At 66.7% G+C, this 22,012-nt stretch carries 24 protein-coding genes; 10 read left to right on the top strand and 14 right to left on the bottom strand.

The window, feature by feature from the left end:
* Window positions 1-244: 244 nt before the first annotated feature.
* From ACFQ50_RS22575 to ACFQ50_RS22560, 4 genes are read left to right on the top strand one after another with little or no spacing between them, the layout of a single operon-like run.
* Window positions 245-1,021 (top strand): SDR family oxidoreductase, encoded by a 777-nt coding sequence (locus ACFQ50_RS22575; protein ID WP_377997840.1) that lies wholly within the window; start codon window positions 245-247, stop codon window positions 1,019-1,021.
* A 16-nt stretch (window positions 1,022-1,037) separates the two neighbouring features.
* Window positions 1,038-2,093, top strand: coding sequence for an L-idonate 5-dehydrogenase (locus ACFQ50_RS22570; protein ID WP_377997841.1), 1,056 nt, complete (start codon window positions 1,038-1,040; stop codon window positions 2,091-2,093).
* Complete coding sequence (locus tag ACFQ50_RS22565; protein WP_377997839.1) at window positions 2,093-2,308, top strand: hypothetical protein; 216 nt, start codon at window positions 2,093-2,095, stop codon at window positions 2,306-2,308. Before ACFQ50_RS22570 ends, ACFQ50_RS22565 begins: the two co-directional genes overlap by 1 nt.
* On the top strand, window positions 2,292-2,816 hold the full coding sequence (locus tag ACFQ50_RS22560) for a hypothetical protein (protein WP_377997838.1): 525 nt from the start codon (window positions 2,292-2,294) through the stop codon (window positions 2,814-2,816). Before ACFQ50_RS22565 ends, ACFQ50_RS22560 begins: the two co-directional genes overlap by 17 nt.
* Here ACFQ50_RS22560 and ACFQ50_RS22555 read toward each other — a convergent pair.
* The 9 genes from ACFQ50_RS22555 to ACFQ50_RS22515 all read right to left on the bottom strand — a co-directional run bounded on the left by ACFQ50_RS22555 (window position 2,813) and on the right by ACFQ50_RS22515 (window position 11,010).
* Complete coding sequence (locus ACFQ50_RS22555) at window positions 2,813-3,412, bottom strand: TetR/AcrR family transcriptional regulator (protein WP_377997837.1); 600 nt, start codon at window positions 3,410-3,412, stop codon at window positions 2,813-2,815. The two genes, ACFQ50_RS22560 and ACFQ50_RS22555, sit on opposite strands and share 4 nt — an antisense overlap.
* 24 nt (window positions 3,413-3,436) lie before the next feature.
* Window positions 3,437-4,045 carry a TetR/AcrR family transcriptional regulator gene (locus ACFQ50_RS22550; protein ID WP_377997836.1) on the bottom strand — a complete coding sequence of 203 codons (609 nt, stop codon included), beginning with the start codon at window positions 4,043-4,045 and terminating at the stop codon, window positions 3,437-3,439.
* A gap of 5 nt (window positions 4,046-4,050) precedes the next feature.
* A complete protein-coding gene (locus tag ACFQ50_RS22545) occupies window positions 4,051-5,223 on the bottom strand; it encodes a pyridoxal phosphate-dependent aminotransferase (protein ID WP_377997835.1) in 1,173 nt (390 codons plus the stop codon).
* 119 nt (window positions 5,224-5,342) lie between these two features.
* Window positions 5,343-6,140 carry an SDR family oxidoreductase gene (locus tag ACFQ50_RS22540; RefSeq protein WP_377997834.1) on the bottom strand — a complete coding sequence of 266 codons (798 nt, stop codon included), beginning with the start codon at window positions 6,138-6,140 and terminating at the stop codon, window positions 5,343-5,345.
* A gap of 93 nt (window positions 6,141-6,233) precedes the next feature.
* Window positions 6,234-7,262 carry a biotin-dependent carboxyltransferase family protein gene (locus ACFQ50_RS22535; RefSeq protein ID WP_377997833.1) on the bottom strand — a complete coding sequence of 343 codons (1,029 nt, stop codon included), beginning with the start codon at window positions 7,260-7,262 and terminating at the stop codon, window positions 6,234-6,236.
* On the bottom strand, window positions 7,249-8,019 hold the full coding sequence (locus ACFQ50_RS22530; protein ID WP_377997832.1) for an allophanate hydrolase subunit 1: 771 nt from the start codon (window positions 8,017-8,019) through the stop codon (window positions 7,249-7,251). The genes ACFQ50_RS22535 and ACFQ50_RS22530 overlap by 14 nt, the downstream gene beginning before the upstream one ends.
* A gap of 67 nt (window positions 8,020-8,086) precedes the next feature.
* Window positions 8,087-8,890 (bottom strand): LamB/YcsF family protein, encoded by an 804-nt coding sequence (locus ACFQ50_RS22525; RefSeq protein WP_377997831.1) that lies wholly within the window; start codon window positions 8,888-8,890, stop codon window positions 8,087-8,089.
* Window positions 8,891-8,979: 89 nt separating this feature from the next.
* Entirely contained in the window at window positions 8,980-10,329 is a 1,350-nt protein-coding gene (locus ACFQ50_RS22520) for an MFS transporter (RefSeq protein WP_377997830.1), read from the bottom strand.
* 48 nt (window positions 10,330-10,377) lie between these two features.
* A complete protein-coding gene (locus tag ACFQ50_RS22515; RefSeq protein WP_377997829.1) occupies window positions 10,378-11,010 on the bottom strand; it encodes an RraA family protein in 633 nt (210 codons plus the stop codon).
* A gap of 241 nt (window positions 11,011-11,251) precedes the next feature.
* On the opposite strand from ACFQ50_RS22515, the gene ACFQ50_RS22510 reads away from it, so the two are divergent.
* The 3 genes from ACFQ50_RS22510 to ACFQ50_RS22500 all read left to right on the top strand — a co-directional run bounded on the left by ACFQ50_RS22510 (window position 11,252) and on the right by ACFQ50_RS22500 (window position 16,266).
* Window positions 11,252-12,199, top strand: a complete 948-nt coding sequence (locus tag ACFQ50_RS22510; protein WP_377997828.1) for a 2-hydroxyacid dehydrogenase — start codon at window positions 11,252-11,254, stop codon at window positions 12,197-12,199.
* Window positions 12,200-12,503: 304 nt separating this feature from the next.
* A complete protein-coding gene (locus ACFQ50_RS22505) occupies window positions 12,504-14,834 on the top strand; it encodes a hypothetical protein (RefSeq protein ID WP_377997827.1) in 2,331 nt (776 codons plus the stop codon).
* Between the two features lie 103 nt (window positions 14,835-14,937).
* Entirely contained in the window at window positions 14,938-16,266 is a 1,329-nt protein-coding gene (locus ACFQ50_RS22500) for a hypothetical protein (protein ID WP_377997826.1), read from the top strand.
* 9 nt (window positions 16,267-16,275) lie between these two features.
* Here ACFQ50_RS22500 and ACFQ50_RS22495 read toward each other — a convergent pair whose 3' ends face one another.
* Window positions 16,276-16,602, bottom strand: coding sequence for a branched-chain amino acid transporter permease (locus ACFQ50_RS22495; RefSeq protein WP_377997825.1), 327 nt, complete (start codon window positions 16,600-16,602; stop codon window positions 16,276-16,278).
* Window positions 16,595-17,341, bottom strand: coding sequence for an AzlC family ABC transporter permease (locus ACFQ50_RS22490; RefSeq protein ID WP_377997824.1), 747 nt, complete (start codon window positions 17,339-17,341; stop codon window positions 16,595-16,597). The genes ACFQ50_RS22495 and ACFQ50_RS22490 overlap by 8 nt, the downstream gene beginning before the upstream one ends.
* Before the next feature lie 79 nt (window positions 17,342-17,420).
* Here ACFQ50_RS22490 and ACFQ50_RS22485 point away from each other — a divergent pair, with 79 nt between their 5' ends.
* The 3 genes from ACFQ50_RS22485 to ACFQ50_RS22475 all read left to right on the top strand — a co-directional run bounded on the left by ACFQ50_RS22485 (window position 17,421) and on the right by ACFQ50_RS22475 (window position 19,396).
* Window positions 17,421-17,855 carry an Lrp/AsnC family transcriptional regulator gene (locus ACFQ50_RS22485; protein ID WP_377997823.1) on the top strand — a complete coding sequence of 145 codons (435 nt, stop codon included), beginning with the start codon at window positions 17,421-17,423 and terminating at the stop codon, window positions 17,853-17,855.
* 166 nt (window positions 17,856-18,021) lie between these two features.
* Entirely contained in the window at window positions 18,022-18,627 is a 606-nt protein-coding gene (locus ACFQ50_RS22480; protein WP_377997822.1) for a DUF1326 domain-containing protein, read from the top strand.
* Window positions 18,628-18,646: 19 nt separating this feature from the next.
* On the top strand, window positions 18,647-19,396 hold the full coding sequence (locus tag ACFQ50_RS22475; protein WP_377997821.1) for a DUF2182 domain-containing protein: 750 nt from the start codon (window positions 18,647-18,649) through the stop codon (window positions 19,394-19,396).
* Window positions 19,397-19,523: 127 nt separating this feature from the next.
* Here the strand turns inward: ACFQ50_RS22475 and ACFQ50_RS22470 are convergent, their stop codons facing one another.
* From ACFQ50_RS22470 to ACFQ50_RS22460, 3 genes are all read right to left on the bottom strand, one after another.
* On the bottom strand, window positions 19,524-20,435 hold the full coding sequence (locus ACFQ50_RS22470; RefSeq protein WP_377997820.1) for a hypothetical protein: 912 nt from the start codon (window positions 20,433-20,435) through the stop codon (window positions 19,524-19,526).
* Window positions 20,435-20,980 (bottom strand): RNA polymerase sigma factor, encoded by a 546-nt coding sequence (locus ACFQ50_RS22465; RefSeq protein WP_377997819.1) that lies wholly within the window; start codon window positions 20,978-20,980, stop codon window positions 20,435-20,437. Before ACFQ50_RS22465 ends, ACFQ50_RS22470 begins: the two co-directional genes overlap by 1 nt.
* Before the next feature lie 101 nt (window positions 20,981-21,081).
* Window positions 21,082-21,912, bottom strand: a complete 831-nt coding sequence (locus tag ACFQ50_RS22460) for a hypothetical protein (RefSeq protein ID WP_377997818.1) — start codon at window positions 21,910-21,912, stop codon at window positions 21,082-21,084.
* Window positions 21,913-22,012: the final 100 nt, after the last annotated feature.

The raw sequence follows: 22,012 nt of genomic DNA, 5'->3' as shown, positions 1-22,012 counted from the left end.
CCGGAAAGGGGGCGGCCGCCGTCGTTGTCGGGTGAGGGCCCAACTGGGTAGCAGTACAGGGCGTTCCCAGCGCTGAGAACGCCATCTGCTGCTACCCAGTTGGGTTCACAAAAATAAGATTTTGTACTCATATGAGAAATTATTCTTGTTTTAACCCGGCATGGCGCATACGCTGGGAAGGAACCAATTTCCGCCGCTGCAGAGAAGCGCGGCGCCTCACCAGGCAGGGATGAAGGAAGCGCTGATGAACACCCCCACACCCTTTGATCTAACGGGGCGTCGTGCCCTGGTCACCGGCTCCTCGCGGGGAATCGGACAGGCCCTGGCGGACGGCTTGGCCTCCGCCGGCGCGAGCGTGGTGCTGCACGGGCTCGACCCGCACCGCCTGGAACTGACCCGCAAGGTGTTCGCCGAGCGCTTTGGTGAGGAGCGGGTCGAGGCCATAGCCTTCGACGTCACCGACGAGGATTCCGTGGCGCGGGGCATCGCGCACATCGAGGAGAAGCTGGGCGAGCTGGACATCCTGGTCAACAATGCCGGGATCCAGCACCGCGTCCCGCTGCTGGACCTCGCCGTCGAGGACTGGAACCGGGTGATCTCCACCGACCTGACGAGCGCCTTCCTGGTTGGCCGGGAAGTCGCGCGGAGGATGCTGCCGCGGGGCCGGGGAAAGATCGTCAACATCGGTTCCGTGCAGTCCGACCTCGCACGTCCCACCATCGGCGCCTACACCGCGGCCAAGGGTGGCCTGCGGAACCTGACCCGCGCCATGACGGCCGAATGGGCCGCGGCCGGACTCCAGATCAACGCCGTCGCGCCGGGCTACATCCATACCGAAATGACCCAGGCCCTGGTGGACGACCCCGAATTCAACACCTGGATCTGCAAGCGGACCCCCGCCGCCCGGTGGGGGACCGTGCAGGATCTCATGGGTCCCGTGCAGTGGCTCGCCTCGGACGCCTCAGCGTATGTCAACGGCCAGACCATCTTCATTGATGGCGGAATGACGGCGGTGGTCTGACGTGAACGATCACAGCATGACGGCGGGCGCCGCACTGGTGGTACACGGCGTGGAGGACCTGCGCCTCGACCCGGTGAAGCCTGCGGAGCCGCGGAACGATGAGGCCGTCGTCGAAATCGCCTACGGCGGCATTTGCGGGTCCGACCTGCACTACTGGCTGCACGGTGCCGCCGGCGAATCGATCCTTCGCGAACCGCTCGTCCTCGGACATGAAGTGGTGGGCACGGTAACGCAGGCTGCGGCGGACGGTTCGGGACCGGCAAAGGGTACCCGCGTGGCGGTCCACCCGGCCACGCCCGGCGGCAACGGCGCCCGCTACCCGGGAGACCGCCCCAACCTGTCGCCTGGCTGCACCTATCTCGGCAGCGCCGCCCGGTATCCGCACACGCAGGGCGCATTCAGCCAGTACGCCGCACTGCCCACCAGAATGCTCCGGCCCCTGCCCGAAGGGCTGACGCTGCGGGCGGCCGCCCTGGCCGAACCGGCCAGCGTCGCCTGGCATGCCGTCGCCCGCGCCGGGGACGTCCGGGGCAAGCGGGCCCTGGTGATCGGCAGCGGACCCATTGGCTGCCTTGCGATCGCCGTCCTCAAGCGTGCGGGCGCGTCGGAAATTATCGCCGTCGACGTGCATGAGGAGCCGCTGCAGCGCGCACGCCTGGTGGGTGCCACGGGCACCATTCTGGCGTCCGACGCCGATGCTATCGCCGCCGTGGAGGCCGACGTCACCGTGGAGTCCTCAGGGAACCACCGCGGCCTGGAGTCCGCTATCCGTGGAACGATGCGCGGCGGCAAGGTGGTGATGGTGGGCCTGCTCCCGAGCGGGGCGCAGCCGGTGGCCATCTCGCTCGCCATCACCCGCGAACTGGATCTCCTCGGCTCCTTCCGCTTCAACGGTGAAATGGACGAGGTCCTCGCCGCGCTCGCTGACGGGAGCCTGTTCGTGGATCCCGTGATCACGCACGAGTATCCCTTCAGCCAGGCCATCGACGCCTTCACCACCGCCAAGGACGCACGCCGCTCCGGCAAAGTCCTCATTTCCTTCAGCCCCGAGACAGCCACAGGAGCAAACTGATGCTGCGCACACCAAGGCAAGCCACTGGCACGCGCGCCCGCGCCGTCACCGCCACGACCGGCAGCCACTGCCCCGTCAGCGGCGAATGGGCACCCGTCGGCGCGCAGGACACCGTCTGCCGGGTCCTCGAGGGAAGCGTGATGCCCGCCTTCCGGAACCGGGCGGCGGAATGGGAACTGATCGAGGGCCTGCGGCGACGTGACGTACATTCCTGATGCCCGGCCGCGGCGCCGCGCCGCTCCGCCGCGCATCAACGCGACACCGGAGGTGGAGCGCAGGCTCTCCCAGGAAAAAGCCGCCCGGGCGCACCGTCAAAGCCGGATCCGGGCGCTGCTGAGCAGGCGGAACGAGGCTGTGGCGGCAGCGGTGGCCGGCGGAGTGCCCGCTGCGGCCGTGTCCGCCGCAACCGGCCTGAAGATCACCGAGGTGAAGAAAACAGCCAAGGCCTTTTCCGAGTCTTACGTTCCTGAGCTCTCACGCGAGCAGCATGTTGCCGGGCTTGCCGCCCTGGCGGAGCAGCTGCAGACGGTGATCGAGGCGAAGGAAAGCGCCGAACGGCAGTTGCGGGCCGACGTCGTGGACGTCCTGCGCAGCGGGACAATGGACGTCTTCCGGATCGCTGCGCTGACGGCCGTTACGGCCGACCGGCTGCGTGAACTCACACGCGGAACGGGACTCCGAAGCGAAAACTTCACTTCAGAAAGCTTCCGGCTGGGATCCTAGCTGGCGGCCTTACCGGATGCGGTGCGGTCCTCGCTCCACCCCGTCATGGCGCCCTTGAGCGCGGACACGAGGCGCTCGGTCGCCTGGTCCTTGGTCAGACCGACGGTGTTGATGAGGTCGAGGATTTCACGGGGGTCGAACAGGATGTTCCAGAGGAACATCGCTTCGTCGCCGAGCGGCTCGAGGCCGAGCTCGTCGCAGGTTTCGCGGAGCGGCCGTTCGAGCGCCTCGGCCTGGACGGTCAAATAAAAGGCGCCCTGGCGCAGGCGGGCCAGGTAGCCCTCACCGGAACGGGTGTAGAGCATCGCTCCGCCGTGGCGCGTGACCAGCTCCACCCACTTGCGGCTGACGGACACCAGCAGTTCCAGCCCCGTGGCGTCCTGCTTGAGGCTGAACTCACGCAGCTTTTCGCCCACGCCGAAGCGGTATTCCGCCAGGATGTCCTCGACGGACGGGAAATGGCGGTAGGCGGTGGCGGTGGAAATCTCGGCATGCTTGGCGATGTCGGTCATGCTGATGGGACCCCGCCGGGCAGCGAACAGCTGGCCCGCGGCCTTGATGAGTTGTCGTCGGTTGCGCTGGGTGTCGCTACGCATGTTGGGTCCCCTCTCGGTACTCACCTAGCTTAGGGCCTTCGCGGCGGCCCACCCTTTGAGGGCTGCGGTGAACGTTCGGACCAGCCGTTCCGAGGCCTGGTCCGGCGTCAGGCCGAGGCTCTCGATGAGATCGAAGATTTCGCGCGGATCGAAGAAAACGTTCCACAGGAACATCGCCTCGTCGCCCTGGCCCTCCGCTCCGAGGGCGCGGGTGACCTCCTCCAGCGGCCGCGTCAGCGCGTCGGCCTGCACGGTGAGGTAGTAGGCGCTGTCCCGCATGCGGGCGAGGTAGCCTTCGGCCGAACGTGTGTGGACCATCGAGCCGCCGTGCTGCACCACCAGCTGCACCCATTTCCGGCAGACCAGCTCAAGCAGTTCGTAGCCGTGCGCCTCCTGCAAGGCGCTGAAGGTCAGCAGCTCGCGTCCCACCTCGAAGCGGTACGCGGCCAGCACCTCATCCACAGAGGCGAAGTGGCGGTAGGCGGTGGCGGTGGAAATGCCGGCCTGTGCGGCCACCTCAGCCATGGACGCCGCCGTGCCCGCTCCGAAGAGCGCGCCGGCGGCGTTGACCAGGAGCGTCCGGCTTCGCAGCGTGTCGGGGCGCAGCCCCGTGGCCGGATCGGAGACCAGCATCCGGGTTACCGGAGGGCTGCCAGGCCGGCGGCCAGGCGTTCGACGCCGGCGGTGATGGCTTCGGCGCTGGCGGCGTACGAGAGCCGGAGGTGGAATTCGCCGTTCCGGCCGAATTCGCTGCCCGGACGGACAGCGACGCCGAAGTCGCGCAGGTGCGCCACCATCTGCGCCGCCGGAATGTCGACGTCGTACTTGGGGAAGAGGTAAAAGGCACCTTCCGGGGAACTGACGGTGAGTCCGGGAATCTTGCGGAGGCCGCTGGCCATCAGTTCGCGGCGCTGTGAGTAGGAAGCGTGCATGCGCTCGATGTCCGGGCCGCAGGTTTTCAGGGCGGTCAGCGCGGCCAGCTGGACGGCAGTGTTCATGGACCCGTTGAATGTGTTGTGGACGCGGGCCGCGGAGGCGATGACCCCGGACGGGCCCCACAGGTATCCCACCCGCCAGCCGGTCATGGCGTAGCTCTTGGAGAAGGTCTGGCAGTAGATGGTCCGGCCGCGGAGGCCTTCGATTTCCAGGGCGGAGACGAAGGGCTCGGGGGTGTAGACGAGGTCGCTGTAGGCCTCGTCGGAAAGCACCAGGGTCTCGGTGCCGGCCACCATGTCCGCCAGGGCTTCAAGTTCCCGGCGGGAGTGGACGATTCCCGTGGGGTTGGAGGGGTTGCAGAAGACGAACAGCTTGGCCCCCTCGAGTGCCGTGGCCAGTGCCTCCAGATCCCAGTGCAGGTCCTCGGCGAGCGGCACCGGTACGACGGTACCGCCGGCCATGCTCACCAGGTCCGCGTACAGCGAGTAGGTGGGGTCCGGGATGACCACTTTGTCGCCGGGGTTGACGATGCCGAGGATCGCGGCGGAGAGGCCGGCGGTTCCGCCCTGGGTAATGAGTACGTCGCCCGGGCTGGCCACTCCGTCGAGGAGCCGGCCGATACGGGCGGCCAGCTCCTCGCGAAGCACCTGCTCGCCGAGCAGCGGCGAGTAGTGGGTGTGGCCCTCTTCCAGGGCCTGTGCTGCCGCGGCGCGCACCTGGGCAGGGGTGTCGAAGTCCGGCTCACCCATGGCAAGGGACACGAGGTCCCCCTTGGACTGCGGCTGCTGGACGCGCAGGGATGTGCGCTGGACGCGCAGCACTGCCTCCGAGGGCTGGAAGGCGCTGGCGAGGGTGGTGGCTGGTTCGAGGGTCATGGTGGTCCTGCCTGAAGTTGATGGATGGCTTGCCGGGGCGACGTTGGCCCTGGTGGCGGCGGCGCCCGTGGTGTTCGAAGAAGCGGTGACGCCTGCAGTGACGAAAGGACGGCGGCGTTTCATCGCTGGGGAACTTCCCCTGCGGGAGCGCCGGTCCAGCGGCTGATTTCGATGTCCCCGGAGGTGTCGCGCTGCACGGTCGGGGCGATGACCAGTTCCTGGACCACCGTGCGCTGCGGCAGCGTGGCCACGAGATGGATGGCCCGGGCCACGTCCTCGGGCTGGACCATGGCGTCGCGTTCCTCGGCGTGCGGCGGGCGTGCCCTGTTGTCCAGGATGGGGGTGGCGGTTTCACCGGGAAGGATAGTGATGGCGCGCAGCCCCTCGTTGCGGAAGGTGTTGTGCAGGTACGTCATGAAGTTCCGGACGGCTGCCTTGGCCGCGCCGTACGCGGCGCCGCCCAGCAGATTTGGGTTCACGGCGGCCAGTGAGGAAACCGTGATGATGGTGCCGGTGTTGCGGGAGAGCATGTCCGGCAGGACGGCCTGGGTGAGGAGGTAGACGGCGTTGAGGTTGACGTCCAGGACCTCGTTCCATTCCTCCTGGCTGATCCAGCGGACGTTGAGGACCTTGCTGGCGCTGCCGGCGTTGTTGACCAGGATGTCCACCGGGCCAAGCGAGGTGCGGACGTCCTCGATCAGGGCGTCGACCTCGGCTTTCGATGAGATGTCCGCGGCCTTGACGACGGCGTGGCCGCCGTCGGCCGTGATGGCGGAAGCGACGTCGTCCAGCACCTCACTGCGACGGCCCACCAGCACCACGCTCGCGCCCTCGGCGGCCAGTAGTGCGGCGGTGGAACGCCCCATGCCGCTGCCTGCGCCGGTGACTACGGCCACCTTGCCTTCGAGAAGTGCCACTTTACCGCTCCTAAATGCAGTGAGATTCAAGCTTCATATGAGAAAAGTTTCTCATCTTTTGGTTGGCCGGGTCAAGCGGTCTTTTGGTCGGGCTCAGGCCGCGGCAGGGGTGGCGGCCGGCACTGATGCGTGCGGCAGCCGGACGGCGGCGAACAGGCTGCGGACCCGGCCCTCGAGGACCGTGAGCAGGCGCTGCTGTTCGCGGTAGCCTTCGACAGCTTCGTCGTTGCTGACCCAGCGGAAGGTCATCCTCTGGCCGGGGCGGGCCTGCCCCAGCATCGGCAGGGACGCCCGCGTGGCGAAGGCGACGATCGGATAGCCCGCCGTGAGCGTCCGGTAGCGTCCCAGGATGATCAGTTCGTCGCCGTGCGGGATCTCGAACGCGCCGATCGGTACGCCGTGGGACACGATTTCGCCGAGTCCCTCCGGGTGGACCACCGGCCCGTCCAGCCGCAGGCCAACGTGGTTTGATTTGGCGGTGACGGTGTATTCGCGGGAGGCCAGCAGTTCCTTGATGCCGGGCGCGGCACCGGTTTCCGGACCCTCCACGATGTCGACGCGCCACGTGCCCGGGCTGAAAGCCGGGATGGGCACGGGAAGCCGGAAGAGGGGCTGGGACAGGTAGGGGTGTTCAAAGCCCGCATAGCTGGTGGCGAGCTGAAGGTCCTGCCCGGCGCCGATTTGCTGCGGGAAGCCCATGCGCGCTTCCGGTGCGGCGCTGCCCATGAACAGGCCGGTGGCGAGGGCCCCGCTGAAGGCAAGGTAGTTGCGCATGCCGCCCCGCGCGTTGGCGATGACCACGCGTGCGCCGGCGGGGACGCAGACCGGCTCCCACATCGCGGCGGCCTCCCCGTTGACCGTCACGTCCGCCGGGGCACCGGTGACGGCGACCAGCACGGGAGCATCGGGAGTGAAGCTGAACCGGCCACCCATGATCTCGACGCACGTGGCGGTGCGGAGGTTCCCCACCAGGATGTTGGCCACGGCGGCTGAATGCTGGTCGGCCGCGCCGCCGCAGGGCACGCCCATGTATTCGGAATGTTCCCGTCCAAGGTCCTGGAACGTGGACAGCCAGCCGGCCTCGCGGATCTTCAGGCCAACGGTCAGTTCAGCGGTTGCCATCGGTGAGCCCTCCGGAAGTTGTTGCGCGGAGGAACCGGCCCTCCAGGGCGTCCCATTCACTCTCCGGAATCACCCGGAAACGCACGCGGTCGCCGGGGGTGTAGGACGTGGCCGGGTCCTCGCGGATGTCGCAGACGGTGAGCGGCGTGCGGCCGATGACTTTCCAGCCACTCGGGCCGGGGAAAGGCTGGATGATGGCGCTGGTGCCGGCCACCATGACCGATCCGGGGTCCACGTTGGTGCGCGGCTCCCGGCAGCGGCTGACCTGGCCGGGGAAAGGCAGGCTGCCCATCATCGGCGCCATCGCGGAAGCGAGCAGGTTGATGGACAGTTCCGTACTCTCCAGGATTCCCAGCACGGCCTCCTGGCTGATGCCGAGCTCGTCGGCGACGCCGGGAAGGTCGGGGGAGAAGGCCTCGCTGACCACAACCGGGATCTCGAAGAGTTCGGGGGAGCGTCCGGTGCCGGTCCGCGCCCCGCCGCCTGCCGCAGCCAGCCGGATGGTCTGGGCGAGCTGGCCGTGGCTGACGGCCAGGCAGTCGAACTCCACCAGCACCGAATCCATGCCGGCCACCACGTCCAGCAGTCCGTGCGGCTGCAGCTCGAACACGAGTTCGCGGAGCCGGCGGCTTCCGGCCTGGCGTTCCTCCGCCGTGCCTGCTGCCGCCTTCAGCATCAGGGCCGAGTCGCCGAAGGGTGTCGCCTCGATGTCGAATAATCGTTGCGTCGGCTGCTCGGGCTCTGGCTGGGTGTCCATGATTCCTTGGTTCGTGTCAGGTGACGGGGCAGGTGCAGGGGCAGGTGCTGGCGGTGATGGATAAGAACTACGCCGCGGCCCGGCGGGCTTTCTCGGCCAGGACGTCCTGCAGCCCGGTGGCCTTGACGCCGGCGGCCTCCAGGGCCGCACGGAGCGCCGTGCCGTTTTCCAGGACCTGCGGGTGGTCGCCGTGGAGGAGGACCACGTCGGCGTCGTGACCGAGCGGAACCACCTTGCCGGTGACCGCGCGGACGGTGCCTTCGGTGACCACCTGGACCACGCGGCGGCCGATTTCCTCGGGGTCGTGCAGGAGGGCGCCCTCGGTGTTGCGGGAGACGGGCATGCCGTCCTCGCCATAGCCGCGGTCGGCCAGGAACACGTAGCCCACCTCGAGGCCGCGCTTGCGGGATTCGTCGGCGAGCAACCCGTTCTGGCAAATCACGATGTAGGAGGGGTCGTAGGCCTTGATGGCGTCGGTGATGGCGCGGGCGTGCTTGGCGTCGGTCTGGGCGATGCTGCCCATCCGGCCGTGCGGGGCCACGTGGCTGATCTTGCCGCCGTGGATGCGGGCGAAGGCGTCGAGGGCGCCGATCTGGTAGAGCACGTCGGTGCGGATTTCCTCTTCGCTGGCTTCGATCAGGCGCCGGCCGAAGCCCACCAGGTCCGGGTAGCCGGGGTGGGCGCCGAGTTCGATGCCGCGCTCCACGCAGGACTTCACCGTGGCGTCCATGACGCGCGGGTCGCCGGCGTGGAAGCCGCACGCGATGTTGGAGGCGGTGACCAGGCCCAGGAGGGCGTCGTCGTCGCCGATGGTGTAGTTGCCGTAGCTTTCGCCGAGGTCTGCGACGACGGCCACTGAATTGATGCTCAAGGTTTGCTCCCGGTGGTTCAGGTTGTGGTGCTGATGGTCCGACGACGGCGGCCGGCCGGCGAGGGCGGCAGGCCGCCGTCGTGGTTTGCTTAGTGGGTCTGCAGCGGCAGTCCCTTGGTTTCTTTCAGGAAGGACACGGACACCAGCGTGATGATGGCGGTGCCGATGGCGGCGTAGGCGGGGACCATGCTGTTGCCCGTTGCCTTGATGAGCTCGGTCATGACCAGCGGGGCGCTGCCGCCGAAGATGATGGTGCTGATGCTGAACCCGATGCTGTAGGCGCTGTAGCGGACGGTGGTCGGGAACATTTCGGTCAGGACGGTGTGGACGACGGCGGCGTGGCCGGAGAAGGCGATGGCCATGACCACGGTGGCGATGCAGGCCAGGACCATGTTGCCGGTGGTGATCATGGCGAACATCGGGTACGACACCACGGCCATGAGGACGGCTGACACGGCGAGCACGGGCTTGCGGCCGATGCGGTCGGACAGGCGGGCCATGAGCGGGATGGAGATGATGATGGCCACCAGGCTGAAGGCGGTCACGGTCAGGGCCTGGACCATGGAGAAGTTGTTGCCGGTGCCCAGCTGGGTCTTCAGGTAGGTGGGCATGTAGGCGAAGAGCAGGTAGTAGCCGGGGCCGTTGACTGCCGGGAGGAAGATGGTCAGCGCGATGGCCTTCAGGTGGCGCTTGGACGTCAGGGCGGCGCGCAGCGGGTTGCGTTCCACCTGCTTGCGGTCGCGGAGGGCGGCGAAGTGCGGGGTGTCCTCCATCTTGGAGCGGATGTAGTAGCCCACGTAGCCCAGCGGCAGGGCGAACAGGAACGGCACGCGCCAGGCCCAGGCTTCCATGGTGGCGTCGCCGAGGGTGGTGATGAGCGACGCGGACAGTGCGCTGCCGAAGAGGAGGGCGCAGAAGGATCCGACGGCGATGAAGCTCATGCTGTAGTTGCGGTGCCGGTTGTGGGCGTATTCGCCCACGAAGGCCATGGCGCCGGCCACTTCACCGCCTGCGGAGAAGCCCTGCAGGATGCGGAAGAGGATCAACAGTGCCGGTGCGGCCCAGCCGATGACGGACGACGACGGGATGAGGCCGATGCAGGCCGTGGCGCCGGAGATGAGCAGCAGGAGCACGGCGAGCAGGTTCTTGCGTCCCAGCTTGTCGCCGAGGTAGCCGCAGATGACGCTGCCGAACGGGCGGGCCAGGAAGCTCACCAGGAAGCCGACGTTGGTCAGCAGCAGGGAGCCGAGGTCCTTCGAGCCCATGATGTTGATGGCCAGGTAGGTGGTGAGGAGGCCGTAGATGCCGTAGTCGTACCACTCCACGAAGGAGCCCATGGTGCCGGCGAAGGTCGCCTTGCGCACCATCTTGCCGTCGGCTGTGACGACCTGTACTTGAGCGGTGTTGAGGTCCACTGATTCCGTCGATGAATTAGTCATTGGAGTTCTCTCAGTCTAGGAGGGTCCCTGTTGCGGGAGAAGCTTGGATTAGCTGTATTCGCGGGTGACTTCGGCCGTCATTTCGGCCTCGTGCGCGGCGACTTCGATAACGCGTTCCAGGATTTCCGCGGCGCGGGCCTGGGGGATGATGACGACGCCGTCGTCGTCGGCGGCGACGATGTCGCCGGGGGAGCAGACAATGCCGCCGATGGCCACCGGTTCGCCGATGACACCGGGGCCGTTCTTGAACGGGCCAGCCGGGGTGGTGCCCCGGGCAAAGACCGGGAACTTGATTTCCGTGATGGTGGCGCGGTCGCGGATGTAGCCGTCAATCACTGCGCCGGTGGCGCCGGCGGCCTCGAAGCGCTGGGACAGCTGCTCGCCCACCAGTGCACGGTGCTCGTGGCCGAAGCCGTTGATGACCACCACGTCGCCGGGCTCGATGTAGTTCAGTGCCTCGATGACGGCCGCGTTGTCCCCGGCTGCACCGAGGACCGTGAGTGCGGAGCCCACGCAGTGCGCGCCGGCCCAGACGGGGTTGATGTTGCCGTCCACCAGGCCCAGCCGCTCCATTGCGTCGCCGATGTTGGCCACCGGGAACTTCTCGAATGCCTTGACCAGGTCCCGGGAGGGGCGGGTCCACTGTGCGGTGCGGACAGTGAGTTCGAGCGTTGTTGCCATGGGGTTTCACCTTCAGTTTGGAGAGTTGGATGCGGCGGCTGATCCTGAGACCGCAATCACATATGAGAAAAGTTTCGCGTTTCTTTTTCCATCCGTCAAGCCTTTCTGTTTCCGGGATGTAAAAGGTTCAGTTCCGCCTGCGCGGGCATGATGCCGCCCTTGTCACGCTGCGGTCCGGATGCGATGATGATCGCATATGAGAAAACTTTCGCACATCTCTTCTTCCAAAAAGGACGCCACCATGCCGTCAATCCGCACCGTCAGCTTTCCCGACCGGGATCTCCTTGCACGCCTGGAGCCGCTTCCCGGGAACCTACGGGGCGCTGTGTGGGATCTGCGGTCGGACCCGGAGGGCGCTGCCCTCGAGGAGATCGACGCAGTGGTCCTTCCGTACATCGACGCGTCGGCTGTCCTGGGCTCACTCGCCAAGGCGAGCAACCTCCAGCTGGTCCAGACCCAGTCGACAGGGTACGACGGCGTGCCGGAGGCGGCGGGTGCGTCGGCCGCCGTGGCAACTGCAGCGGGTGTGCACGCTGCTGCGACGGCCGAACTCGCCGTCGGGCTTATCCTCGCCAAGCTCCGCGGCATCGACGCGGCGGTCAGGGACCAGCAGACGGGCAGCTGGCGTCCGCAGCGCCGTCCGTCCCTGGCGGACCGCCGGGTGCTGCTCATCGGCGTCGGCGGGATCGGCCATGAGATCGCCAAGCGGCTGGCGCCGTTCGAGGTGGAGCTCACCCGGGTGGGCAGCAGTGCCCGCACGGACGAGCATGGCGAGGTCCACGCCGCCGCCAGCCTGGTTTCCCTGGCCGCCACGCACGACGTTCTGGTTGCGGTGACCCCGCTGAACGAGGCCACGCACCGGCTGGTCAACACCGAGGTCCTGGCGGCATTGCCGGACGGCGCCCTGGTGGTGAACGTGGGGCGCGGCCCGGTGGTGGACACCGAGGCCCTGACCGCGGAGGTGCTGTCCGGCCGGCTGCACTGCGCGCTCGACGTCGTCGACCCGGAGCCGCTGCCCGGCGACCACCCGCTGTGGGCATCGGAGAACGCGCTCATCACGCCGCATATCGGCGGCAACGCGTCGGCGTTCGAGCCGCGGATCGTTAAGCTCCTGGCCCGGCAGCTCGAGGCGCTGGCCGGCGGGAACCGCCCGGCCAACCTCGTGCAGGAGGGCCCGTTCGCCGGTTGAGCCTGTACCCCATCCCAACTGACTCGCAGTTGTTGTCGTTTTGACACCCCAAAACGACAACAACTGCGAGTCACTTGGGGAGCCGCCCGCCGCCTGAGCCTGCAGAAACCGCGGCCAAAGTTTTGCGCTCTTTTCCTTTGTTGAGAGTGAGCGCAAAATAACCCTGCGAGCCGCACAGTGCCGTGCGGTTCCGAAGGCTGGCGAGAACATGGGCAGGGAACTTTCGAAGGCGTCAGTTTCGACACCCGAGGCAATCACAAACTCTGATGTTGCGCGGCACCGGCTAATTGGAGCCAGGTCGCTGATGTTGGGCGCGCTGCCGGCATTGGGCACGCTTTGCCTCACGGCGGTGGTCGGATTCCTTCCAACCAGTACCGCGGCGAGTCCGACGCCGACAGATGACCTCGGCCGCCTGTGTGCCCAAGCCGCTGACCTGACGCAGGCCGGAAAGCCGGCTGACGCCCTGGCGCTGATCGAAAAAATCCGTGGCCAGGTACGAACCCCCGTGGTCGCCGCCACGACGGCGTGCGAGCAGGAACGGCTGGCGGCCGTCCGTGCGGCAGCGCAGCCCGCGCCACCGGCCCCGCCGCAGAACCCGGCCGAGCGGGCTGGCGCCAACTGGGACCGGTTCCACGCGGAGTGGATAAAACCCCTGGTGGGGGCGGGGCCGGCGCTGCTGGGGGTGGTGGGTTTCTTTCTGCTGCTGGGGCGGCTATTGGTATTCGTTCCAAAGATGCCCTTCGTCAAGATGCGTCCAGGGTGGCGGGCAGGACTGCTTTTCGGTGGGCTAGGCCTGATACTTCTGGGTTCCGTCGGCACGGTTCTGGCAGTGGGTGCAGCTGCGGCGGCGGCTGGCCTGACCCGTGCCGTCTGGGGCCTCGTCGCGCTTGAGTGGGCATTTGCCGCGCTATGCGGTGCTGTGGCTTTCGCCCTCTACCTGAGCAGCAGGCTGCGTGTGTCGCTGGACGTGCGCGGTCCGGATGGCAAGAGCAACGGAGCTGACACCGAGCACATTGCTGCCCTTCTGCATGAGTTCGGTGCCGCACCCCCGCGGGGAGTCGAGACCACTGTAGGCACCGACGTCGATGACCTCGGCGACACCGCTGTGGCCCTGACATTCAGCAATAAGTTCATGGCTGCGGTTCAGAAGGTCGTGACTTCTATTTTTGGCGTCACGCCATGGAGGGTGGCCGCTTCCCCCGTAGGCGAGAACGCGCTGACGATCGCCATCACACGTAATGGATGGACCGTCAACGCAGCCAACATCGACAGGAAGGTCCTGGGCCTGGCGGGGGAGCAGGCCGCCGCCGAAAGCAAAGCATCGGCCGCCAAGGCCGGCCCCGCTGCGCAGGCAGAACTGCATAAGATGGCGGCAGCCTTTGTCCTGGCTACCCTCGCGCGGAACCATCACGGGTTCGAGGGGCTGTGTGGTGCCACCGACTGGCGCAGCCTCGGGCTGCACTGCATCGCCACAACCGGCTCCGGGATTGCAGCGGAACAGGAAACGAAGCTGCTGGGCGCCGCCCTTGACTACGACGCGGGAAACCTGCCCGCCGAGGTGGCATTGCAACACTCGCTGTTGCGGGAAAGCGCTGACGCGGAGGCGCTTCGGATCTACGCGGACTGGCTGTGGCGCAGGGCCACGGCGATCCGGCGGGATATCGGGCGGGGAGCGAAATCGGCGGCTGGCCACCTGGCTCTCCTGTATCGGGTTGAACTGACATTCGTAAACGTTGCTCTCAACTTGCCGGTCAAGCCATCAAAGTCCGACGACGAGTGGCGCCGGCGGGCACGGGAGGTCGCTGGGAACATGGTTCAGGAGCTGGCGCCGACGGAACGGCTACAGATCCCTGGACCTTGGGCGCACGCAATGCGCTTGTACGCCGCGCTCGCGTACAAGGACCTCAGTCCCTCCCTTTCTGAGCAGGCCGCCCCGCACTCTGATTTGTGCCAGCAGGCGCTCGACTCCGTCGCACCCCAGACGGCCTACAACGCGGCATGCAGCATCGCCAGAAACAAGGGCGTCGCAGCCGAGCCAGAGATAACCCGCCGGCTCAAGTACGCATTTGCGGATCCCCGACTCAAGGCTTGGGCCAGGGAGGACCCCGAGCTCGCGGAGCTGCGCAAGAAGGAGGAATTCCTGAAGTTCCTGGGGATAGAGCCGCGGCAGGACTTCTGGAAGCTGGAGGCGTTCGAGCCTTACGAAAAGCAGTTGCGTCAGGCAGGGATAGCAAGACCACGCGATCTGTACGCACATGAGGTGGGGCAGAGCGACATCAGCGCGTACCTCCAAGTCAACCCGTTGGTAATCACGCGCCTGGCCCGGTTGGCAGCGTTTGTCCGTCGGGCCGAGGCTGTGCCGGCCCATGGTGAGGCCGGGCCTGTCCAGAAGTTCCGCGTGGAAGTGATCGGAGCGCTCATACAGGCGGGTATCGAGTCTCCTGCCGGCATAGAACCCGGCTGGCTCAAAGAAGAAGTCGTGGAAACAGCCGCAGCGGGACAGCAGGACTCCTTCATCGCCAAACTGCAGAAAAGCATCGAGCAGCGGGTCCTCATAGCCCCTGACGCCGCACCGCTGAAGGAGTGGCTCCGCCAGCTGAAGGATACGCCGCCAGAGGACCCATCCACGGTGTGACATGCACGCTCCGGCTTTCACATGATAGGCGTGATAGTTCGGCCGGACCCGTCACCGGGACGGACAAGACCAAACGGACGCTGGGGGTCTGATCACCATGCATGTGCGAAGAACAACCGTCGCGGCGCTCACCACACCGCTTTTGCTTCTGACGACGGCGGGTGTCGCGGGAGCGCAGGAAACGAAACCACCGGAAACCACCACCACCATCAAATGCGAGCAAGCCGCCACCGGCGGAACGGCACCTCTGTACGACGGCAAGTCCGCCTCGTACATGTACGACTCGCGCTTCAAACCGGGGCCGGAGCTGACCGGCAAAGAGCTCAGCGACCACACGCCGCAGGGTGTCGCGTGGTGGAGGAACTGGGACGGCAAGGGCAACGATCTGCTGCTCGTGTCGACCTACGGAAAGGGCAAGGCGCACATCGTCGGCCTCGATCCGAAGGCGGGGAACAGAACTGTGGGCACCGTTGACATCGAGCCGAGGGATAGCGACAAGCACCAGACCCACGCCGGTGCCATCGCACTGAACGGCAAGTGGGCCTTCGTGGACGGCCCCAAGAAAGATGGCTGGCACACAATCCGCAAGTACAGCCTGACCGATCTCAGGGAGGCGATGACGGCCAAAGGCGGATCCGTCAGTCCGGACGGCGAGGACCGCAAGGTCTACGGCGCGTCATTCATGACCATCGACGGGCACCATCTGTACGCGGGCAGGTTCAGCGACGAGCACCGGGACTGGATGTACAGCTACACGATCGCCGGCGACGGATCCCTGACCCTGGACAGGAAAGCGGACGGAAACGGCCTGCGCTGGGAGGTGCCCCAGTGGACGCAGGGCGTGGCGGTCGCGGACGGACGCTTCCTCTTCAGCACGTCCAGCGGGCGCAAGTACCGCAGCAACGTGTACATCACCAACAAGGGCGAAACGAACCTCGACAGGGCATCCGTACGCTGCTTCCGCGCGCCCAGCATGGCGGAAGGAATCACCGCCACGCCGAATGGCGAGGCGTACCTATTGTTCGAATCCGGTTCGTACAAGTACAACGGTGCCACTGGGAACCCGGCGATCAACGTGATCAGTGGCGTGCACCGGGCCAAACTCAGCACGCTAACATCCGTACCGGGCGGCAAAATCCATCTCGGAACCCTGCACTGCGTTGAGCAGGAGGACTTCGTCGGCGATGACGAGATCCGGATCCGGGTGGAGGATCAGAACCTGGGGAAGTCCGTGCAGATCAGCGAGGGCGACAAGAAGAAAATCGACAGGACCGTCCAGTTCACCGGCAAGGTTTCCGTGAAGCTCTATGAAAACGACGTCGAGGGGGACGACTACCTCGGTCAGCAGGTCCTCGAACGCGGGGCCAAGGACGGGATCATGGAGTTTACGAAGGACGGCGCCAGGTACCGGTTGAGCTACAAAGTTTCCTGAGCCCCCGGTTCAGGGCAGGTTGACCAGCACCACGTAGGCGGTTGTGCCGACGCCGACACTGAGCAAGGTGCGCCGCCCGCCAAGCAGGTGGGTCGCCGCCGTGATGGCCACCGCGGCGAGGGCGGGAGCTGCCTTGGCCCGTTCGGCCTGAAGGGTGTGCTGCAGGGTGGAGGCGGCCAGGATTCCAAGAATGCCCGCCGGCATCCACAGGGCGAGGACCTGAACCAGGCGCGAGCCCCGGAGCTTGTTCAGGGCCGCGAACGGCAGTGCGCGCAGGCTCAGGGTGATCACGAAAACGATCGCGCAAACGGCGAGGATGTAGCCGGTTTCAGGCATCGACTGTCTCCTTCACAAGGCGGCTGTCCTTCTTTGCATTGCGGCGCAGCAGCGCGTAGCGGGCCAGCAGCAGGAGAAGGAACAACAGCAGTGCTCCGAAGAGTGCCTGGCCTGGGAGAACCAGCGTGGTCAGGGCGAAGCTCAGTCCGGCCAGCAGGACGGAAGGTACCTGTTTGCGGGTGCGGGCGGCGTCGAGCGTGAGCGTGACGAACAGGGCACACAGCGCGAAGTCCAAACCACGAATTGGACCGGGCAGCAGGGCCGCCACCGCAACGCCGGTCAGGCCTCCGCCTACCCAGTAGCTGTGGAATGCCAGCTGCATGGTGAGCAGCCGCCAGGAAGTCCAGGTGTCACGGGAGGCGGCCGTGACGGCATAGGCTTCGTCGATCAGTGCGTAGACCGAGTATGCCTTGGCTGCCGGGTGCTTCACTACCCCCAGCGGAAACGAGAAGGCGTAGAAGACGTGCCGGAAGTTCACCAGGAAGGTGGTCAGGGCGATGGCCGCCAGCGGCGTGCCGGCCACGATCAGTCCCACGAGCAGGAGCTCCAGCGAACCGGCGAAGCCGGCAATGGATAAGGCCGGAGCTACCCACCAGTGCAGGCCTGCCTGAATCACCAGGAGTCCGAAGGCAATGCCGAGCGGGTACATGCCGAGCCCTGCGGCGAAGGAGTCCTTTAACCCTTTGGCCATCTCCCGCCGCCGGGAAGAGGAAAGGGGCACTTCAGGGGCGTTTTGCATGTCCCAATTTTTTCAGGTTTTCCGAGGCACAGGATTGCTAAAATTGCCACTCTATGGGTCGCTGGAGCAATCTATTCGTATGGATTCTTTGGACGCAGCAATAATTGAGGTTCTGGAGCGGGACGGCCGGATTCCCAACGTCGATCTGGCGGCGGAAGTGGGGCTGACGCCGGGCCCGTGCCTGCGGCGCGTCCAGCGGCTGGAGCAGGCCGGAGTGATCCGCGGCTACCGGGCGGTGGTGGATCCGGCCGCGGTGGGGCGGGGCTTCGAGGTGTTGCTCGACGTCGAGCTCACCAACTTTGACCGGAAAAGCGTGGACCGGTTTGAAAGCACCATGGCCGCGTTCAGCGAAGTCACCGAGCTGCATCGGCTGTTCGGTTCGCCGGACTATTTCATCAGGATCAAGGTGAAGGACCTCCCGGCGTACGAGGCGTTCCTCAGCGATCATGTGATGACGATTCCCGGGATTCAGAAGCTCAGCTCCAGGTTCACCATGAAGACCATCAAGGGCTGAGTCGCGTTAACCCGGGCCTGGTCACTGGCCTCTGCACCAGCCGTCCGGCCCGGCATTTTCCGCGTCTGCCGGGGCTTCCGCACCGCGGTATTTCCTTATTGACGCGGTCCGTAGCCCGGAGCACACTGTCAGCCATAAGGGGGGTTCGTGGGAAAGGAGCCCCGAAATGGCATGGCAAATCGAAGGCACGTACTTCGAAAACTGCAACTGCGACATGGTCTGCCCGTGTACCACCTCCGGCCAAACATTGCCTGCCGATGAAGACCGCTGCAAGGTGGCGCTGGCCTTCCATGTCCAGAAGGGCGCCGTCAACGGCGTCGACGTCGGCGGCCTGAACGTCTGCGTGGTGACCGACGCGCCTGCCCTGATGAGCGAGGGCGGCTGGAAGGTAGGCGTCCTTATGGACGCAGCCGCCTCACCCGAACAGGCCGAGGCGCTCGGGGCCGTGTTCGGCGGCCAGCTGGGCGGACCGATGGAGGGCATGGCCCCCCTGATCGGCGAGATGCTGGGCATCGAGTCCCGCGACTTCACCTATGAGGATGACGGGCGGGAGCACCGCGTCCGGATCGGCACAGCGGTCGACATGTCGGTGGAGGACTTCGTCTCGCCAATGGACCCGACCGGCGCCGGCGTCAAGGTCAGCGGCGTCGGCTTCCCCGCCGACACGCTGGCCGCCGGACGCGCCACCACGTCCACGGTGGATGTCTTCGGCCTGTCGTGGGACAACGCCGGAAAGAACTCCTTCTCGGCACCGTTCGCCTGGTCGGCCTGACTTGTCGGGGCAGGCACATGTGACAGTCCGCAACCACGCGGCACTGCTGGTTCTGCTTGGCTGCGCGGCTGTCGCTTGGTACTTCACCGTCCTGGGCTTCCGGGAGATGACCCCCGGGCCCGGCACGATGGGCTTCGGGCTTGCCGGCTTCCTGGCGGCCTGGACGCTGATGATGGCGGCAATGATGCTTCCGGCCTTATCGCCCCTCACCACGCTTTATCTGCGGTCCATCCGGGCGACCCGGAGCGCACCCATCCGGGCGGCCCGAACCGCCGCGCTCGTCGTCGGGTACCTGGCGGCGTGGGCGATCTTCGGCGCCGTCGCCTTCGCGGCCGCGCTGCTGGCGGAACAGTTGGCAACGGGAGCGCCGGACTCCGCACCATGGGTGGGAGCCGGGGTGGTGATGTCCGCAGGCATCTATCAACTGACGCCGCTCAAAGACTTCTGCCTCCGCCATTGCCGCTCACCCGTTGCGTTCCTGCTCCATGTCTCAAGCTACAAGGGCCGGCTCCGCGACCTGCGCGTGGGGCTCTACCACGGTCTGTACTGCATCGGATGCTGCTGGGGGCTGATGGTGGTCCTTATCGCCGTAGGCGTGATGAACCTCGCCTGGATGGCCGTCATCGCCGTCACCGTGCTGCTGGAGAAGTCGTGGAGCCACGGGCGTGCGCTCAGCAGGATCGTTGGAGTGGCGCTGATCATCTTCGCCTTCTTCGCCCTGGGAAATCCCGCCCTGCTGCCCGGTCTGTACATGTCATCAGGGATGTAGGCTCCGGCCACGCGCTTCCCGGACCATCGACTGCTCCGTAACTGCCCTTTTCAGGCCTCAAAACGGCAGCTATGGAGCAATCGATGGGGGAACGGGAACTCCGTCAGACGGTGTCTGGCCGATACGCCTACCGCCGGTCGCCGCGGTGAGCAGCAGCCGTTCCGGGGTGCCAGGCGCCACGGCCGGCATCCTGGCCGGCGCCGCCGTTGTGGCGCGCCTTGCCCTTTGGGTTCGCGTGGCGCGGCGCCTCCGTTCCGCCAGCCAGCCGATCGTACCCTCGCCTTTCGAACGCGGGCCTATCGTGCCCCCGCCCGTCGAACGCGCCGCGTTCGGTCGGGTGCCGTGGTACGTCAGCCCGGCGGGATGACCCGGTCTCTGCCGGCGTTCCGCCTGGCTGCGTCACCGCGGCTGAACGCCCGGGGCCGGCGTCTTCCCGCCCGTGCCGTCCGTGCCTGGGCTTCGGGGAGTCCTCCCGCCGGTCGCCTCCGGATGACTCTGCCCGGGGAGCCGGAACGCTGACGGGGGCTGCAGGGGCAGACTCGGGAAGAGGAAGGACGACGGCGGGTGCCGGCCAGGGTGCCTGGGCGGGCTTGGGTGCCGGTGCCGGTGAGGCCGGAACCGGAGACGTTGGCGCCGGAGATGTTGGCGCTGGCTTGGCTGGAGTGGGCTGGAAGAGCGAGATGATGCTGCTGATGGTTCCCTCGGCCTGGCCGCGCAGCGTGTCATTCCCGGCGGCTGCCCCGCCGGCGATGCCGAGCGAAGCCGCCACAGCCAGGCTGGTGAACATGACGCGCCCTTTCCCCGGGTGCTTCCGGGGCCGGTCCTCCAGCCGGATAACATCCGCTGTTTCGCGCTGGCCCATCAAGGCGGCTACTTCCGCCGACGGCTCCGGCACGTCTGCAACCCGAAGGTTCCTCATCTCCAGCAGCAGGGCGCGCATCTCGTCGTCGTCCGGAAGGCCCGCCTCGGTGAGCAGTGCCTCCACGCAACGCTCGTCGTCGAGCCGGCGCTCTTCCTGCCCGCTGTCCGAATTCGTCATTACGCACCTTCTCTCAATAGGTGGCGGAGTTTCCTGAGCCGGCACAGGGCCCGGCGCTGCAGCTGCTTGATGGCGCCGGGAGTTTTGCCCATGATTTCCGCCGTCGTTTCCAGGGACAGGTCCGCGACGATCCTCAGCGCGAGGACCTCCTGCTGGTCCTGCTGCAGTGTCCCAAGCAGCGCCTTGACGTTCGCGGTGCTCTCCGATGCCAGCACCTGGTCTTCGGCGGACGGATCGCAGCGCGGGTCGGCTTCCGGATCGTAGCCGGTGGTTTGCGGGGCCTTGCTGCGGTGCCGCTGCTCGTCCACGTAGCGCGCATGGGCGATTGAGAAGACCAGGGACTTGATCCCCTTCGGCCCGCCGCGCACCTGCCCAAGCTGCGGGTGCAGGGCCAGGAACACCTCCTGCGTGGTTCCCTCCGGGTCCTCCAGGCCGCGTGCCCGGAGGTAGCTCAGCACGGCAGGCGAGAACTCGCGGTAGACAGCGCAAAAGACGCCCTCGTCGGATTGACCAGGCGTCCTGGGATCACCTTTGACCGGTTGCATGCGCCCCCTGTGCAGATGCCCCATCGCGGGCATCCTTCGGATGTGGCGCCGGGCGGGATGAACTGTGCGTCCCCCCGCCCGACGTTCCTCCTGCTGACAGGCTACCGGTGTCCGCCGGAATGCGAATGCGAGTTGCCGGAACGCTCGTGCGAGTTGCCACGTGACTGTGAATCGCCGGAGCGCTTGTTCGAGTCATCAGAGTGGTGGCGTGCACCGTCCCACGAGCCACGTGCCGGGGCCTGGCGCGGCTGCTCCACGCGGCGCTCCAGCCGCTGCTCCACGCGCCGCTCCACCTTGCGCTCTGCCCGCCGCTCGGTTTGCCGGTCCGCCCGCCGCTCGGTCTGCTCCCCGCCGGACCGGCGTGTCTCAGACTTAGTGGACTTGCGGGCATCATCGTCATCCGAGTGACGCTTGGCAAAGTCCACGCAGTAAGAGACGATCTTGCTTTCGCCGCCGGCCGCCCGCACAAGCGCCGCACGCGCGGTGGACTTGTGGCCCAGGCCGCCGTGGATGAAGGCGTTGCAGAGGCCGAAGGCCGCCGGACCCGTGGCGTCCGGTCCCTTGGGGGCAGAGGTCGGCGCGGGGGCCGGTTTGTCGGTCTCGGTGGGGGACGGGCTCGGCGTGGCCGTTTCCGTTGGCGTGGGCGACGGCGACTCAGTTTCGGTGGCCGTGGGGGACGGGGCCGGCGTTTCCGTCTCCGTGGCCGTGGGGCTCGGCGACGGCGTTTCCGTCTCCGTAGCCGTTGGGGTGGGTGATGGGGATTCTGTTTCCGTGGGCGTGGGCGTGGGCGATGGCGTTTCCGCGTCCACGGCGGTGGAACTGTCCTGCAGCAACGCGGTTACGGCACTGCAGCCGGTCCCGGTTACCACCAAAGCCCCGGCCGCGAGCACGGTTGCCGCCAGCCTGCTTCCAGTAAGAGTGAACAAAGACATGAGATGAGACCCTCCGTTGACGAAAATAGTTGCGTTCAACTTTGCGGTTTTCTCTCCGCACTCTGTGGATCGTAAATTCAGTCACAAAGGTTACGGGTTT

This window comes from Arthrobacter sp. NPDC056493, from assembly GCF_042795115.1.
GTDB lineage: Bacteria > Actinomycetota > Actinomycetes > Actinomycetales > Micrococcaceae > Arthrobacter.
Note: the sequence above shows the minus strand (reverse complement) of the source record. Positions and strands in the feature narration are given on the sequence as shown.